Below are 14,778 nucleotides of genomic sequence, written 5' to 3'. Positions count from 1 at the left end.
CCGATTGAAATCGAAGGTCATGTTACCCTTTAAATAAGGGGTCCCGTTTGGATGCCGATAACCCCTCAAATGGGGTCCTTATTCCATGCTTAATGACAGACTAATTTTGCACCGCCGCTCTCACACTCCATAGCCCTCGCTGAAAAACAAACGAGGGAAGGTTCAAACATGGGTCAATTCTAAATGGAAATATCACCCCAAACCGGGTCAATTCTCAGCGGCAATCAACATTTGGCAGGCAGCGGCAGCAGCGTGATGTTTTTCGGTATGATGAGTTTATCTGTGAGATGCCAGCCAGCCTGATCAAGGATCAGTACTGCATGCGCTCTGCGCCCTACATGTCGAGATATTTCAGCAAGATGCTCATTCATTCCATGTGTATCACACCAAGGCATAACAAGGGCGGCACCTTTGCCCCACTTTGGGCAGATTGCACCAAAGATATATGCGGAACGCGTTCTTTGATCTTGTGGTGCACAGGGTCTTGAACCACGCCTTGCCCATCTGCGGGTATTCTTTGTCTTTTGCCCGACCCGCGCTTCATCCTGAAACCAGATTTCTATCTCTTTCCCTTTTGGCTGACATTTGCGGATTTCTGCCAAAGCGGCTGGGAAGTTTTTTTAAATGCATCAATTGCCTCGCTATCCTGCGCATGATGCCTGGGGCGTGCGGATAGTTTGCGATAGCCCATGATACGCAGTTCCCGGCCAACCGTCTGACGACTTGCAATAATATTGAACTCTTTCTCGATCCAGCGCACCAAATCGCACAAACGCCAGCGAACAACTCCATCCAGTTCAAACTGTGGGCCACGATCAACCAATGAGCTCAGTGCCTTGCGTTGCTCCTCATTGAGAAGCGCCTTACGCCCTGGTGCTTTACCAGTCTCCAGCCCTGCCGGACCTTTCGAGTTGAAACGCAAGACCCAATCCCGAATGACTTGTAATCCAACGCCGCCAAAGCGGGCAGCATCGCTGCGCCGTCCACCGTCATAAATAATCGATAAGGCCAGAAGACGGCGCGTACAGGCCGCGTCCTTGTGTTGCTTCGCAAGGGTCCGAAGATCATCACCTGTGAAATCCGTCCGCAATCTTATCGCACCACCCATCCAAAACCTCCTGTTTTGAATGATGAATCACGAAAAAGCGCAGAACGAAAGCGTAAAGTGAGTCTCAATTAACAAGCGTTGGTATTAGTCAGTATCGGCAGAAAAGATCAGAAGCTAACCCTCAAAGAGGCATTGAAGCCATTTCGTTGTGCTCCAGAGCCGAACTGACCGCTATAGGACACACCAAGTGTGGCGTCCTTCGACAGCACAAAATCCAGCCCGGCTTCGATAATGGCAGTGTCCTTGGCTATCGGCGCACCAGCAACGGTGAAAGCATTCGAGCCCAAGAAGCTCGCGGTCGAAACAGGGTTCACGTCTCCTGCTGCGTGTCTCCAGCCAAGATCTGCGCGAGCGGTAGTGGGGATCGATCCCAGATCAAATGTAGTCGAAGCTCGGAATCCGAGGGTGCTGAACGTGGTGTCCGTCGTGTCGGATTCCATGGATAGCGCTGCTGCCGTCTGGCCGTCCTCGTTGAATCCATCAGTTTTCAATCGGACATAAGACAAATTGGCATACGGTTCGATCACAGCCTTCGGGAGTTGGATCTTGTATCCGAGTTCACCAAATATCTGGAACGTTCCTGCGTCGTAATCGGCACTCAAGTTATCGCCGAAACCGGGGAAGGCGACATATCTGTTCATGTCCAACTGATGCCAGGTGTAGGCAACGCCTGAGTTGAAGGCCAATGCGTTGCCGTTTGGCATCTGCCATTCAGTACCCGTGTAAGCACCAATGGTGTAGTTATCGCTGCTGCCGGATGATGCTCTGCTATCGACATCGAAGGAGGTATGACTATAGCCAGCCAGGAGGCCGAGTCGCCAGTTTTCGTATACAAGCCTGTCGATACCGGTGACGAACCCGCCAACTGAAGATTTCAGCTGACCCGTGTTGCCATTCGGATCCTGTTCACTCCAGGCTCCGTAAGCGTATCCCCATCCCGTATAAAGATTTTCAGAACTCGCTTTTGGCGTCATAGTCTCGAAGGCTTCAGTCTTATTGGGTTCAGAAGCATAGTTCATCGTGGCCACTGGCGCTGTAGGTGTCGAGCCGTTGGCTTGTTGCAGCCGATTGGTGATTGCGCTGTTGATGAACTGCGACTGATTGATCAGTGCACCTTTCGCGGATGCGTAAGCTTCACCTGACAGACCATTAAAGGCCGACCGGGCTTCTTCAGCCGACTGCATCAAGAGCGTGTTGTAAAGTGCCAGTGAACTTCCTGTCTGAGCGAGGGAATCCAGAGCCTGAGCCGTTGCAAACTCGTTTCTCGTTTCTGTGACAGTCGTGAACAAAGGCGTTGGTTTCGGATTTTCTCCTTGCCCGGGGTTGCTACCTGGATCTGGATTGTTCGGTTCGGGTTCGGTTGCAATAGGCTTCAGCGCGACGTTGAAGGCATTTGAACTCTGATCTGGATCGAGTGTGAAGGTTAGGAACGCTGAGTTCGATGTCACATCCGCAAATTGTCCGTTAACCAGATTAGCTGCAGACAGAATGTTGTAATTCTGGCCTGCTTGGTAGCTGATTTCGGGATCAAGTGCCGTGATGACGAGATGCGAACCGCTGATGTTTGCCCGACCTGTTACATTGACGAGATCGGCAGTGCCGTCACCAGCCAGCTCAGCCATAAGGTAGGAGCCAGCTTGCAGGGTTAGGTCACCATTGATCGTCAACGTTCCAATCGAATTGCCTGGCGACAGAATACCACCGGATTGAATGCTTATGAGTGAACCTGGGCCTGAACCCAGCGTGCCGTATCCGCCGAGTGTTGCTCCGTCGAAAACAGTCACATTGCCGCCAAGCTTGCCGTTCCCCAGATTGTTCCCAACGATCAACTTGCCGCTCTTAACCGTGGTCGAGCCTGCATATCCAGAACTGTCACCTGTCAAAGTAAGGGTATTGGTACCTTCTTTGATTATATCGCCATTGCCAGCATAGATACCCTTCCAGGAAAAGGCATTTGAACGATCATAGATTAAGGTGCCAAGGTTGGTAATCGTACCAGTGAAATTGGTGCCACCGATAAGTCCCGTTGTACCGCCATTGCCCAGCTGAAGTGTGCTGTTGGGGCCAATCAGAACATCTCCTCTTGAACTACTGGTGGCAGTAAGAGTGAGCTTTCCGCTGCCGACTTGCACGAAGTGACCTGTTCCAGTGATTTCGCCGCCATAAACGACATCATCGGAACGATTGAAGGTGACAGTGCCATTGTTAAGGATATTCCCAACGATGGAACCAGTTGTTCCGCCATCGCCCATCTGCAGCAAAGTGCCGTTCGATAAGTCAATGCTCCCTGTAAATGTATTCTCCCCCGTTAAAAGTAATGCCCCGCTACTAAGAGAAATACCACCAGTTCCGCCAATCTGGCCACCAAATGTGGTCCCAATCGTGTTGTCGATGGATAGCGAACTGGCACCGAGGTTTATAGTTCCATTACCTGTCAGGTTCCTAACCTGAGCACCTGAAACGTTGGAAATGTCTAGCGTTCCATTTACGATGACCTCATTTGACGAATTGATCCGTCCCTGTCCAGACAAAGCCAAAGTTCCGGACTCAATATCCGTTACACCTGAATAACTATTCATTCCCGTAAGGGTGAGCGTGCCCGCGCCAAGTTTTGTAAGGCCGCCGAAGCCGGAAATCTGGTTGCTCGCAGTGGCATTATAATCATTGTTGAAAGCAATGGTCGTGCCGCCGTTCAGTAAATTGACATTGCCATTGCCGATATGGCCAAGCGTGGCTCCGTCACCAACCTGTAACGTTCCGGCCTGGACATTCCACGGCATTGAATCGCCAGTTGTTCCGACAACAGTCCACTTGGCATTAGTGGTTTTTTCGACGGCAGAGAACCCTGAATATAGCCCGATATTCAGATAAGAATTTGTGGATCCACCGAGATCCAGAACATTACGGTCGCCAGCTGATATAACGGAACTATTGAATGAATAACCGTTTCCAATAATAAGTCGGTTGTCGTTGCCAGAGAATTTTAAAGCTGGGGCCGATAGAAGACCGATTGAGTCCAGCCCCGTAAGAATGGCACCATAATTGCTGATGACATTCCGATTTCCGGTTACGAGTACGCCTGATCCACCAGTTGCTATGGGGCCGAACAAATATCCCTGAGCGGTCGCGCCACCCGAAATAGTGCCGGAATTCGTAACGTAGTTGTCGTTACCGTTAATTCTAAGGCCAACACCGCCATTGCCGACGACCTGATCAGGCGTGAATTGTCCAAATCCAGGTTGTCCTCCCTGACCTCCGGAAATCTGTCCCGTGTTTGTGACGTTGAATAATTCACCAGTAATGTCTATTCCATCGCCACCCGAGCCACCACTGCCGCCTATAGAACCATAGCCGCCTATAGAACCATAGCCGCCCATTCCCCCGTTGCCACCCGTTACTGTGCCCGAATTAAATATGGTCGACGCGGTCGCTTTGTTGGCAATATCGAAAATCAGCGCAGTTCCACCGCCACCGCCACCGCCGCCATTGGCATGAACTGTTGCGATGAATGTGTTCCCACCGTTCCCACCGTTACCGCCTGTGAGGACAAAGTCATTATCCAAACGAAAGAAATTGAGATAGTCAATATAGATTAGACTGGCACCGCCTCCACCACCGCCACCGCCACCATCACCAGGCGTATTGATATTGCCTCCGAAGCCTCCAGATTGAGCCTGATAGTTTTGGTCAAAAGCCATCGAAATAAGGGTCGGATAGTAGAATATGCTGCCAGCTCCACCACCACCACCACCTCCCGAGAATGGATCAGCAACATTGACACCCGGTGCCCCGGCGATATTTGAACCCGTAAAGGTCGCATTGCCGCCATTGGCACCGGACATTCCTGATTGACTGATGCCACCCTGGCCGCCTTGACCAGCAGCTGCCGATTGCGCTAGCGCTGAAGAAATGAATGTTGTCGAAGACAACATGAGTATGGACGCCGCGATAACGCAGCGCGAAGTATTTCGCGATACTGACATGTTTCCCACCTCAAGACGCTTTCCGACCGCTGCGTCTATGTGCCCCAAGTTTGATCTTCGCATTCGAATGGACGAGGCGAAGATATTGCCCACTATTATATTCGCAAATTTATGAAGTATTTTTATAAGGAAATCTACGAAAAAACAGCGGGTAGTTTAAAAAATCCACGTAAATTGTGAGAGATTTTACATGACTATACTTGAGAAGCTTACGCAAAAAGCCGCCCAACCATGATGGCTGGGCGGCAAGTGAAGGACCCAGGAGCAACCCAAAGGGCACAGTTACCTTAACTCTGGCGCAAGCATAAGCTGCGAAAATAGGCCATGATCGAATCTCGTTCCTCACTTTATCACCGCCATCGTTTCCCTGCTGAGATTATCGCGGAGGCGGTATGGCTGTATTATCGCTTTCCTCTTAGCTTTCGCATGGTCGAAGATATGCTGGCTTACCGTGGGATCATCGTCACCCACAAGACGGTGCATGAATGGGCGGAGAAGTTTGGACGTGAATATGCCAATACGATCCGTCGCCGCACCCCACGTCTTGGTGATAAATGGCACCTTGATGAAATGGTCATCACGATCAAGGGTGAGAAGCATTTTCTGTGGCGCGCCGTTGATCAGGATGGCTTTGTACTCGATGTTCTTGTTCAGAAGCGCCGTAACACCAAGGCTGCCAAGCGTTTCATGCGTAAACTTCTACGCGGCCAGGGCTGTTCAGCCCGCGTCATGGTCAGCGATAAGCTGAGATCTTATGGTGCTGCCAAACGAGAACTGGGGATGAGCGTTTGCGATCATCGTCAGCACAAAGGCTTGAACAACCGCGCTGAGAATTCGCACCAGCCCATCCGACGACGAGAGCGGGTCATGAAGCGCTTTAAATCAGCGCGACACGTGCAACGCTTCACATCCATTCACGACCCGGTCTACAATCTCCACTACTTTCCCCGCAACCTTCTCTCCTCAGCAGACCATCGCGAGCTGCGTCAGACCGCCACAAACATGTGGCGTGAAATCGCATGCCTGAAAGCTGCATAATTTCAGCGTCATAGACAAAATTGCGGACTTGCTCAGGTTAACGTAACAGTGCCCGCGCCTGCCCACCGGGTGTTGTGCGGCGCGGGGCTGACCAACCCGCAATGGTATCTTCACTGATCCAGAAAGTGATGCTGCCACGCTGGCGCAAACCAGCATCATACTCAGGCCAGTTGATAACCTTGAACTTCTGCGGCGGTATCTTATGGCGTTGAGCAGCGTTATGTTTGAAAGGCATGAACGAGACCCCGAAGACGAAACGAAAACGTCAACGGCTAAAGCCTAATTCTCTAAGTTCAGTAAATCTGAACGCCTTCATGCACCAACGCCAGGCTCGATAATACTACTCACGCCTGATATGCAGTCAGCCACCACTCCGGTGGCCGTTATCATTATAATTGCATGCAAGCTGTTGCTTGCTTCACAGAGTATGGCCCATCTTAGCGGGCCAGCAAAACGCCCGTTTTTTCGCTGACTGCGCGCTCATATATAAGGGCAGCAACAGCGAGATCCCCCGAAGCAATGCCCTTAAAGAAAAAGGCTTTTCTTCCGTGATCATCGAGAGGGTGATTTATCAAACTCTCAAGATCCATTGCGACCTGAACTGATTTTATTTCGTTGCCCTCAACATCATATGGATGTTTGCTCTGCTTCAGGCTGTCTGTGGCAATGAAATCAAATCCATTAAATCCTTCTGCAATCCAGCTGCGACCCAGATCAACCATGACTGCGAGTGCATTGGGTTTTAGTTTGCGACCATCCAGATAGGGCTTAAGTCCAGCGGCAGCAGGCACTGTGCTGATAACAATATCGCAAGTTTCCAGTACTTCATCAGGATGGTGAGAAACCTGGGCTTTCATGGACCGATTGGCGGCAAAATCTGCAATTTTCCTCGCTGATTGCTCACTGCGGCTAAAGCAAAAAACCTGTTCTAAAGATGGGTAGAGATCGCGAAATGCGAGAAGATGTTCACGAGCTTGTTGGCCGCAACCAATGAAACCAATGGAAACAGGATTGGATCTGTACATGCATTGCGCTGCAAGTGCAGAAATTGCAGCAGTTCTCACGAGTGTTATGTAATTGCCATCCATAATCGCCAGCGGCTGACCTGTTTCAAGGTCATTAACGCAGATGAGCGAATGGATATTATCAAGTTTTGATCCTGGAGTTGATGGGACCACTGAAACCCATTTGATAGTAGCAACTCCCATGCCTGTAGAGTCACTGGTCAGGGCGGGCATGCATTGAAAACTGTGGCCTGTCGCATAGGCCAGTGTTGTTTTCGGTTCAAATTTGAGTTGCCCGGCTGCTGTAGCCCGTACAGCTTCGGCGATCGCGTCGCGCAACTCGCTTCTTTCTGGCGCGAGTTGCTCGACTTGCGCACGGGACAGATAAAGAAGATCTTGTGTCATTAAAATCTCTTTGCTGAAAAAGGTTTTAGTGCCGGATCCGCATACTGAGGATTTGTAAGCAGTTGGCCAACCATTTTTGCGGTTGCGGGAGCCATCGAAACACCAGTGTGCCCATGCCCGAATGCATAGACAATATCCGGGCAGGCACTCGATCTGTCGATCACTGGCATGCTGTCAGGGGTAGAAGGCCGGTGACCCATCCAAACATCGTGCTCACCCTGATCAGCCCGCTGCTTGAGTAATGGAAAGGCGCGTTTGGCATAGGATTGCAAAATTTGTGAGCGCTCCCAGCGTGGAGGGGCATCCAGGCTCGCTAGTTCAACCTGACCGGCAAGTCGCAATCCGGTTGACGTAGGAACTATCGCCATTTTGCCTTCCGCATGCATTATGCCATGATTGACTGTAAAGCCGGGATCCTTAATCGTGATGTGATAGCCTCTTTCGGAGATTAGCGGAATTTTATCACCCAGCTGTGCTGCAAGCGTTTTGGACCATGCACCTGCGGCAATAACAGCCTGATTACATACAATATCGCCACAGCTGGTTTTAACTGCGGTCAGTTTTTTGCCGCTAAGCTTAAATCCTTTGACTTCTGCCTGTATAATCCTGCCGCCACGAGATTTGAAAAGCTCTCCAATTGCACGACAGTATTCGGATGGGTTGGCCAGCGTCGCTGCATCCTCAATCATCATCCCATAGCGATAATCAGAGGAGAGGGCGGGTTCGAGATGCCTCAACTCATCGGCTTCCAGGAGACGAACGCGGATATTGTGCTTTCTGCGCAGTTCCCAGCCCTTGCTGTCAGCCTCGAGCTCCTTGCGATTGCGGTAGATATACATGGTGCCGGTTGCAAGAATCAGATGCTCAACGCCGGCTGCTTTTGCAAAATGCTGATATTGACCCACCGGATCATCCAGCAAAGGTAAGCGTTCTACGATCTGCTCTTCAATTTTTTGCCAGTTGCGTCCCGCCCAGAGGAAACGCAGAAGCCATCCCGTAATTGAGGGAAGATGCCGCCAACGTATGGTAAATGGACCATTCTTGTCCAGCAGATAGCCAGGCACTTCTTTCCAGAGGCCGGGAACAGAAATAGGCATAATAGCGCCTGCATTAATCCAGCAGCCATTACCAAAAGATGCGCCCTGTCTGCCACCGACTTCATCGCGCTCAATAAGGCAGACGTTTTTTCCCTGCTCTTGCAATGTAAGAGCGGAGAACAGGCCCAAAAGCCCCCCGCCAATCACACATATTGTCTGATTGCCGCCCGTTTTGTTTTGCTCCATATCAAGCGGCTCCCCCCGCACGTCGCCCGCTTCCAGGCTGAACAATGTCGAATTCTAATTTTAGTTTATCGCTTGTCTTGATGTCCGATTTGAAACGGGAAATGCGATAAGGCTCGATTGAAACCTGGTTATCCCGTCCTAAAATCAGATTGGTTAAACAAAGGCCAACGGCTGGGCCAATCTGGAAACCACCGCCACTGCCACCGAATGCGTGATACAGTCCCGGGGTGGTTTCTGATGGGCTTACTATCGGAAGCATGTCTGGCAGATAAGCCTCCACGCCAGACCAGACGCGAATGATTTCTGCATTATTGAGCGCTGGCATGTAACGGCCGATTGCCCGCATGCCATTGAGTGTTTTAGCTGGTGGCACAAATGTATGTTTGCCATCTTCATTTGACATGGTTCGCGGGTAGCCGGCGAAGATGAAATTACCACGTGAAATTTGTCTGATAATAAGATCGCCGTCGATACTATAAACGGAAGGTTTAAGTACGTAAGGGAGGGGTTCGGTTACGAATTGCGGTGGGCCCGCGCGAAACAGAGGTACGGTTTCGCCAAAGCTTTCTGCTATCCTGTCAGCCCAGCCTCCAGCGGCATTCACAACTACTTCTGACAAGAACCTTTGGCCATTGGAACTGGTCAGCTCGAAACCCGCAGCAGTTTTTTGAATCTGCGTAATTGGGCAGTTTTCTATAATTGAGCCGCCACGTTGTTTAAATGCTCGCGCTATAGCTGGCGTGGCGAGACGCGGGTTGGCGACGGCGCAGGCTGGAGAATAAGAAGCAACAAGTGCATCGCTACTCAGCCAGGGGAGGTTCTTGCGCAATGCTTCACCTTCCCAGAGATCAATCGACAGTCCACACTGACGTGAGTTGCTGGCGTAGTAAAAAAGCTTTTCGCGGCTTTTTTCATTGTGTGCGAAATAAATCATACCATTTCGCTCATATTCGCAGGGTGATCCGAACTCCTGTTCGAAACCTTCCCAATATTCCTGCGCTAACAAAGACAGCGGATATTGCTCAAGCGCACGTCCCTGTAATCGCAATCCACCGAAATTTGCACCACTGGAAGCGGCGCCGATAAAACCGCTTTCGATAAGCAGTACGCTTTGTCCGGCTTTAGCAAGAAAATATGCAGTGCAGACTCCGAAAAGCCCGCCACCAACAACGATGGCGTCGTGCTTTTTATCCATTTTCCTGTTCCTGCTTATTCAGAAAGCTTTCAGATACGCCCACCGGCATTGGGCGAAACGGCGCTTGTGCCCTTAATCTTCCTGTGGCCTCAGGCGATTTACCAGAGCTGCAAACGGCGAGTTCCTGCAAAGTCTGGTTACAATAGCGGCCCTGGCATCTTCCCATTCCACAACGCGTGATGGCTTTAATACGATTAACTTCAGTGTGAGCAATGTCTGCTTCCACAGTTTTGCGGATTTCACCTACGGTTACTCTTTCACAGCGACAGACATATGTTTGATCCGACAATAAGGCTGCATTTTCGTGCGGCCAGCGGAATGCGCTCGCCATAGCGCGTTGAAAATTGCGCAATCGACTGACTTTTTTTGCAAGACTCTGAAACTCGCGCTGATCCGTTGGCTTGCCCCTCTGCTTCAGCATGGTAAGAGCTGCTAGCCTGCCCGAAGCATCTGCTGCTTCTGCACCGCCGATAACCACGCAATCACCAGCCAGCCAAAGATCATCACGCGCCTGACCATCATTGGATATGAGTGGAAGCCATTGACGGAAATGTGGGTCAAATTCGATTTTTGCTCCCGCAAGTTCAGCCAATTGCGTTTCTGGCTTCAGGCCAAAGCCAAATCCTATGGCATCACATTCAAGCCGTTGTGTTGTACCATTCTGATCCGCATAGACGACTGCTTCCACATGGCCGTTGCCTTCAAACCTGGTAAGTCTGACGCCGTTGAATATTTTAACACCGCAGGATTTAAGCTCATTAATGAGGCTTACACCCTCAAATAAGGTTTTTAATGAGTAGCGCGCCATATGAAATGCGGCTTTGTACTTTGCGTGCTGAGTCGTGGTGTCGAGAATCGTTACATCACGAAATCCCAGCCGGACATATTGCGCAGCTGCCAGATAAAGCAGCGGTGAAGATCCCGCAAAAACAATTTTCTTCCCGATCGAACTCGCATGGGTTTTCAGCGCAACCTGCGCGCCCCCAAGAGAATATACACCGCCCAGTTGCCAGCCCTCAACAGCGAGAATACGGTCAGTCGCACCGATTGCAATAAGCAGCTGCTGATAAGGAATTTCCTGTTGGTGGCGTTGGGAAACAGTCGAAACTACATTGTCGTATATGGCCCAGGCCATCGTGCCGGGCCGATAGTCGCAATGGTTCAGAATGGTGTCTTCTTCGTTTTGGCGACGTAAGGCTTTTTCATAATATTTACGACCAAATATCGTATGGCCATAGGATTCAATACTGGGATGAAGGCGGCGAGTACCCTGACCGCCTGGATTATTCGTCTCTTCAAGGATGATGGGTCTTATGCCAGCTTCTACAAAAGCTTTGGCGGCTGCAAGCCCGGCTGGACCAGCGCCTATGATGACCGGGGGCAAGTCAAACTGTCTGGCGGTCATGCTGAAAACCCGTGCATTGGTGCGCGACTCAAGAGCCTCTGCCCTTCTTCGACTATCGAGCGACATGCGCGTAACCGCTCCCCATCCTGTGTCCAGACAGAGCAATCCTGGCATGCTCCCATAAGGCAGAACCCCGCCCTTGGCGCACCGTCAAATTCTGAGAATGACAAATGCTGGCTTTCGCGCAGCAAAGCCGAAATTACAGTCTCGCCTCGATAGGCTCGTACAGGGTGGTTATCGAAGTGAATAATAAGATCCGGCTGTTTATCCGTTCTTATAGGAAGAAACTGGCTTCCACCCATGTAATTGCCCCTGTTATGGATATGCAATAATAACTATGGCATAATGGTAAGATTAAGCTTTCATACTTGTCAATAAAAATGCATGCAACCTTCATACTTTAACTGAAAGACATTGAGTGAGCCGCAGCAATGACCAGATTGGCAAACTTTGCCGGCACGTCTTCACGCTTGTAACGCGCGAGAGTTACGGCTACGCTGACAGACCCCAGGACATCACCGTTAGGGTGAGTAATAGGGGCTGCGATAGAAGCGTCAGCGTGATATATTTCTTCATAGGCTGTAGCAAAACCGGCGGCACGAGCCTCAGCGACCATCGCCATGATTCGATCCGGTTCAGTAGGTGTGTCGCGTGTGTAGCTTAAAAGCTTGGAAGACTCTAATATTTCAGCTACTTTTTCGCGCGGAAGGCGTGAAAGTATTGCCCTTCCCGGAGCAGTGCAGTAAGCCGGAAGGCGAGATCCTATAATAACGTCAGTATTGAGAAGATGTCTGCTTAAAAATCTTGTTACGAATACAATTTCATTGCCATCAAGAACTGTAAGATTTACCGTTTCTTCTGTTTGTTTGCTTAGGTGCTGCAATATTGGCATTGCTCTATCGACCAGCTTAGAGCTTCCAATAAAGTGGTGGGCTAAATCCAGAGCCTTGACCGAAAGCTCATACTGGCGATTTTGCGGATGTTTATTAAGATAGCCAAGCTGCTGTAGTGTATGAGCAAACCTTTGTGCCGTACTGATGTCTATATTCGCTTTTTGGGCAAGCTGAGACAGAGTCATGGCCGGATCATAACGATCAAAAGACCGAAGAATATTGAAGGCCTTCGCCACGGATTGCACCATTAAAGGATCCGCTTTTTTCTTGCTGTCTACCATAATGCCACCCTTTCAGTGCTATCCGACGATTGTACGTCAATAACAAAAACTCAATTCTGGACTCAATAGAGCAAGATTCTTGCTGCTGTTGCGCCGATCATTAGCAGAAAAATCTGTTTCTTCGTAACTTTTCCTTGACGGTGATCACGTTCCTTGTTTCTATATAATAATTATTATTGCATTACAATAACGGAGGCGCAGTTGAGCAGCTTTATTCTCACGGAAACAATCGGAGCGGTTCGTCGCATTACACTGAATCGTCCAGAGAAGCTCAACGCATGGAATAAGCCCATGCGCGACCAGCTTATAGCGGCGCTCAAGGATGCTGAGCAGGATGATGAAATCCGTGCATTGATTCTGACAGGAGCAGGTGACCGCGCTTTTGGTGCTGGTCAGGATCTGAGTGAAAGTAAGACATTTGATTCTTCCAGCACAGAAGGCTGGATGGGTGAATGGAAGGCTCTTTATTCGCTGTTCCGCGATTCTTCCAAGCCAATCGTAGCTGCATTGAATGGTGTTGCCGCAGGCTCGGCGTTTCAGATCGCGCTGTTGTGTGATCTGCGCGTGGCTCATTCCGGTGTCACTATGGGGCAGCCAGAAATCAATTCAGGTATCCCAACAGTAACCGGCAACTGGATTATGCGTGAAATGATCGGTCTTTCCCGCACGATAGATCTTACGCTTACCGGACGAATGCTTGATGCAGCAGAAGCTTATTCCTTTGGTCTGATTTCGCGACTGGTTGATCAGGTAAAAGTCCAGGATGAAGCGCTGGAGCTAGCTAATCATCTGGCTTCGCTGCCACCAGTTGCAATGCGCCTTAACCGCCAGCGGATTGCAGAAGTAACCCAGGATGGTTTCGATAACGCAATGGAGCGTGGCGTTGTAATCCAGACTGAAGCCTACGCGACCGGCGAACCGCAGGCAATGATGGAAAAATTCTTTGCGGTGCGTGCAGCTCGTAAGGCGGGGGCGTAAGCCTCCGCATTTCAGAGGCCCTGATTTTGCGGGTCATAACAACAACAGACGATACGGTTCCGCCATAGGCATCTGGAATTCCAGCCTGATCTGATCAAATAGGGGCAATCGTCTAATTATAACAGGGGATAAAATGAAAAAGTCTTCATTTGACATTAGCCGCCGTACGTTACTCCTTGGGGGGACTGTTGCATTGGCGATGCCCATGATCAACCGTAAGGCATGGGCCAGCGAGAGTCTTGTTGTTGCAGATCCGGGTGGGCCATTCGCAGAAGGCTATCGTGCGGCATTCTACGATGATTTCACTGCCGAAACAGGCATTGAGATTCAAGGTGTCGCTCGTGACGCGGAACCTACAGCGCAGTTTAAATCCATCGTTGAAACCGGCTCGTATATCTGGGATGTCTGCACGGCAACGCTTTCAGCTCGTCTTATCCTTGAGCGGGAAGGTCTGCTTGAGCCGCTCAATATCCCTGCCGAGGCTGTCGTTGATGTGATGCCAGAAGCGGTTCATCCCAACATGCTGGGAACTGATGTTTATTCAGCCGTGCTCGCTTTTAATAAAGAAACCTGTGAGAAGGCGCCGGGAAGCTGGGCAGATTTCTGGAATGTTGAAGAATTCCCCGGTCGTCGTTCGCTGCGTAAAAACCCGTTGGATACGCTGGAAGTCGCCTTGCTGGCTGACGGCGTTGATCCAAAGGATCTCTATCCTCTTGATCTCGATCGTGCTTTCCGCAAGCTTGATGAGATCAAGGATCATATTGATGTGTGGTGGACCGGTGGCGCGCAGTCAACACAGCTTCTTGAAAGCGGTGAAGTTGACATGATTGCTGGCTGGAATGCTCGTTTCCAGGCTGCAATTGACAATGGAACGCCGGCTGAAATCGTCTGGAACCAGGGTCTTTATTCAATCGAAGGCTGGGTTGTTCCTAAGGGTTGTCCGAAAGCCGATCTGGCACGTCAGTTCGTGGCATTCTGCGCACAAGCGAAGCAACAGGCAAAATTCACACCCTATGTTGCCTATGGTCCTACCAACCTGAAGGCCTACGACTTCATTCCGCCAGAGCGTGCGGCGATCCTGCCAACTGCTCCGCAGAATTTGAGCAAGATGACGCTGGCCTCTGACCCATACTGGCTGGAGCACCGCAATGCAGCGACTGAACGCTTCAATGGCTGGCTGTTGCAGTAGAGTAAACATACGACGG

At 50.4% G+C, this 14,778-nt stretch carries 12 protein-coding genes and 1 pseudogene; 3 read left to right on the top strand and 10 right to left on the bottom strand.

The window, feature by feature from the left end:
* Window positions 1-224: 224 nt before the first annotated feature.
* From VBH83_RS16405 to VBH83_RS16395, 3 genes are all read right to left on the bottom strand, one after another.
* The gene (locus VBH83_RS16405; RefSeq protein WP_396998656.1) at window positions 225-602 is read right to left on the bottom strand and encodes a transposase; all 378 of its coding nucleotides are present in this window, start codon (window positions 600-602) and stop codon (window positions 225-227) included.
* The gene (locus tag VBH83_RS16400) at window positions 560-1,108 is read right to left on the bottom strand and encodes a transposase (protein ID WP_396998654.1); all 549 of its coding nucleotides are present in this window, start codon (window positions 1,106-1,108) and stop codon (window positions 560-562) included. The genes VBH83_RS16405 and VBH83_RS16400 overlap by 43 nt, the downstream gene beginning before the upstream one ends.
* A 107-nt stretch (window positions 1,109-1,215) precedes the next feature.
* Window positions 1,216-4,950, bottom strand: a complete 3,735-nt coding sequence (locus tag VBH83_RS16395; RefSeq protein ID WP_396998652.1) for an autotransporter domain-containing protein — start codon at window positions 4,948-4,950, stop codon at window positions 1,216-1,218.
* Between the two features lie 465 nt (window positions 4,951-5,415).
* Here VBH83_RS16395 and VBH83_RS16390 point away from each other — a divergent pair, with 465 nt between their 5' ends.
* Window positions 5,416-6,129 carry an IS6 family transposase gene (locus VBH83_RS16390; protein WP_396998650.1) on the top strand — a complete coding sequence of 238 codons (714 nt, stop codon included), beginning with the start codon at window positions 5,416-5,418 and terminating at the stop codon, window positions 6,127-6,129.
* A 52-nt stretch (window positions 6,130-6,181) separates the two neighbouring features.
* Here the strand turns inward: VBH83_RS16390 and VBH83_RS16385 are convergent.
* The 7 genes and pseudogenes from VBH83_RS16385 to VBH83_RS16355 all read right to left on the bottom strand — a co-directional run.
* A pseudogene (locus tag VBH83_RS16385) lies at window positions 6,182-6,364 on the bottom strand (IS5/IS1182 family transposase); the annotation flags it as partial.
* A 202-nt stretch (window positions 6,365-6,566) separates the two neighbouring features.
* The gene (locus VBH83_RS16380; protein WP_396998648.1) at window positions 6,567-7,538 is read right to left on the bottom strand and encodes an ornithine cyclodeaminase family protein; all 972 of its coding nucleotides are present in this window, start codon (window positions 7,536-7,538) and stop codon (window positions 6,567-6,569) included.
* Window positions 7,538-8,821, bottom strand: coding sequence for an NAD(P)/FAD-dependent oxidoreductase (locus tag VBH83_RS16375; RefSeq protein WP_396998646.1), 1,284 nt, complete (start codon window positions 8,819-8,821; stop codon window positions 7,538-7,540). The genes VBH83_RS16380 and VBH83_RS16375 overlap by 1 nt, the downstream gene beginning before the upstream one ends.
* Before the next feature lies 1 nt (window position 8,822).
* A complete protein-coding gene (locus VBH83_RS16370) occupies window positions 8,823-10,016 on the bottom strand; it encodes an NAD(P)/FAD-dependent oxidoreductase (protein ID WP_396998644.1) in 1,194 nt (397 codons plus the stop codon).
* Entirely contained in the window at window positions 10,009-11,487 is a 1,479-nt protein-coding gene (locus VBH83_RS16365) for an NAD(P)/FAD-dependent oxidoreductase (RefSeq protein ID WP_396998642.1), read from the bottom strand. Before VBH83_RS16365 ends, VBH83_RS16370 begins: the two co-directional genes overlap by 8 nt.
* Window positions 11,418-11,723: a (2Fe-2S)-binding protein gene (locus tag VBH83_RS16360; protein ID WP_176038657.1), complete on the bottom strand. Its 306-nt coding sequence runs from the start codon at window positions 11,721-11,723 to the stop codon at window positions 11,418-11,420. The genes VBH83_RS16365 and VBH83_RS16360 overlap by 70 nt, the downstream gene beginning before the upstream one ends.
* Window positions 11,724-11,821: 98 nt before the next feature.
* Window positions 11,822-12,595, bottom strand: a complete 774-nt coding sequence (locus tag VBH83_RS16355; protein WP_396998640.1) for an IclR family transcriptional regulator — start codon at window positions 12,593-12,595, stop codon at window positions 11,822-11,824.
* A 201-nt stretch (window positions 12,596-12,796) separates the two neighbouring features.
* Between VBH83_RS16355 and VBH83_RS16350 the strand changes: the two genes are divergently transcribed.
* Complete coding sequence (locus tag VBH83_RS16350) at window positions 12,797-13,573, top strand: enoyl-CoA hydratase/isomerase family protein (RefSeq protein ID WP_176038658.1); 777 nt, start codon at window positions 12,797-12,799, stop codon at window positions 13,571-13,573.
* A 205-nt stretch (window positions 13,574-13,778) separates the two neighbouring features.
* A complete protein-coding gene (locus VBH83_RS16345) occupies window positions 13,779-14,762 on the top strand; it encodes an ABC transporter substrate-binding protein (RefSeq protein WP_235969179.1) in 984 nt (327 codons plus the stop codon).
* The last annotated feature ends 16 nt before the right edge of the window (window positions 14,763-14,778 follow it).

Source organism: Ochrobactrum sp. S1502_03 (assembly GCF_044435015.1).
GTDB classification, from domain to species: Bacteria; Pseudomonadota; Alphaproteobacteria; order Rhizobiales; family Rhizobiaceae; genus Brucella; species Brucella chromiisoli.
Note: the sequence above shows the minus strand (reverse complement) of the source record. Positions and strands in the feature narration are given on the sequence as shown.

Coding starts and splice junctions, on each gene's coding strand:
- VBH83_RS16370 (WP_396998644.1), bottom strand. CDS start 10,016: ATGGATAAAAAGCACGACGCCATCGTTGTTGGTGGCGGGCTTTTCGGA.
- VBH83_RS16400 (WP_396998654.1), bottom strand. CDS start 1,108: ATGGGTGGTGCGATAAGATTGCGGACGGATTTCACAGGTGATGATCTT.
- VBH83_RS16345 (WP_235969179.1), top strand. CDS start 13,779: ATGATCAACCGTAAGGCATGGGCCAGCGAGAGTCTTGTTGTTGCAGAT.
- VBH83_RS16395 (WP_396998652.1), bottom strand. CDS start 4,950: ATGTCCGGTGCCAATGGCGGCAATGCGACCTTTACGGGTTCAAATATC.
- VBH83_RS16390 (WP_396998650.1), top strand. CDS start 5,416: ATGATCGAATCTCGTTCCTCACTTTATCACCGCCATCGTTTCCCTGCT.
- VBH83_RS16380 (WP_396998648.1), bottom strand. CDS start 7,538: ATGACACAAGATCTTCTTTATCTGTCCCGTGCGCAAGTCGAGCAACTC.
- VBH83_RS16355 (WP_396998640.1), bottom strand. CDS start 12,595: ATGGTAGACAGCAAGAAAAAAGCGGATCCTTTAATGGTGCAATCCGTG.
- VBH83_RS16360 (WP_176038657.1), bottom strand. CDS start 11,723: ATGGGTGGAAGCCAGTTTCTTCCTATAAGAACGGATAAACAGCCGGAT.
- VBH83_RS16375 (WP_396998646.1), bottom strand. CDS start 8,821: ATGGAGCAAAACAAAACGGGCGGCAATCAGACAATATGTGTGATTGGC.
- VBH83_RS16365 (WP_396998642.1), bottom strand. CDS start 11,487: ATGTCGCTCGATAGTCGAAGAAGGGCAGAGGCTCTTGAGTCGCGCACC.